Source organism: Oleiphilus sp. HI0066 (assembly GCF_001635725.1).
In genome coordinates this window covers 1-1054 of the sequence record NZ_LWFH01001880.1, presented here as the reverse complement: position 1 = coordinate 1054, position 1054 = coordinate 1, and the positions used below count along the sequence as shown (strand labels likewise).

Here is a 1054-nt window from a genome sequence, read left to right as displayed (position 1 = left end):
AGGACGTTTCAGAGAAACCTTTTTCGGCGAAAAGGAGTTCAGCAGCATCTAAGATTTTGTCAACGGTTTCTAATTGAGGCATTTAAGATAATCTATTCTAAACAACTGTTTCAAACATACGTTTGACCACGCAAGCTGTCAAGAATTGCCTTGTTAATTTGTCTAAGGTGACAAATTAATTTCCCCGCCCTCGCTCAAATAAATCGTTTGCAGTTTTTTATAAGCGCGCTGTGCTTCAACGACGAACTGCGCATAGAGGCGAAAATGGCGTGGGCTGCTCAACACACGATGAAGCTGATTAGCTTTTGAATATTGGATTAGAACGTTAAATTGATTGTTATATAGATGTTGATTGTAACGACCGAGTGCTGAGCAACGCCAGGCTAAGCCACCCACACCCTCAAGAAATTGAACATGTGATCTTGCCTGGGACACCAAGAGGTTTCGTTTCGCCGCCAGCTCATAAAGTGTCGCTCTGCCAGTCACAATGCTTTGAAGACTAGTGAATGCCAATACACAACACAGCACAAAAACGCCGAAAGAGATCCCAGCAATTACTGGGTGAACGATGCCTGTCAACGCGACGATAAAGGCACCGAGCGAAACGCTCCCACCCATCAAAAAAATATCACGCATTTTCTTAGCTTGATCAAACTCCCAATTGTTCGGGTAATCATCAAGCGTTAAGGAAGGTATGCTCAACAGATTTACTCTTTCGCAACTTGCCAATAGCCTTTGTTGCATCGCTATATCGTGTTGAGTTGCTTCGTCTACAGGAGAGCTTAGTAATGTTTTAGGTCTATTCGTATTCGGATCATGCGAACTATAACTTGCAGAAGCATCTCCACTGCGGCTCTTAGTTTCGCCTAGTGGTGGGTTTTGACCATGCGCTTTATCAGGAATATCTTTTTTTCTATCAGGGTTGCTAGCCAACGAAGAAACATCATCTCGAGTACTTGCACGACCCTCTCCATGATTAACTTTAGACAAGCGATAAATCCTTCTGTAAATTTGCCAATGTTATCGGCGTAACCGACAAAAACTTTAGCAAATT

At 42.9% G+C, this 1054-nt stretch carries 1 protein-coding gene and 1 pseudogene; both read right to left on the bottom strand.

Annotated features, from left to right (window positions below):
- A pseudogene (locus A3738_RS30285) lies at positions 1-82 on the bottom strand (TetR/AcrR family transcriptional regulator); the annotation flags it as partial.
- A gap of 80 nt (positions 83-162) precedes the next feature.
- Positions 163-990 carry a hypothetical protein gene (locus tag A3738_RS28945; protein ID WP_068503480.1) on the bottom strand — a complete coding sequence of 276 codons (828 nt, stop codon included), beginning with the start codon at positions 988-990 and terminating at the stop codon, positions 163-165.
- Positions 991-1054 lie beyond the last annotated feature (64 nt).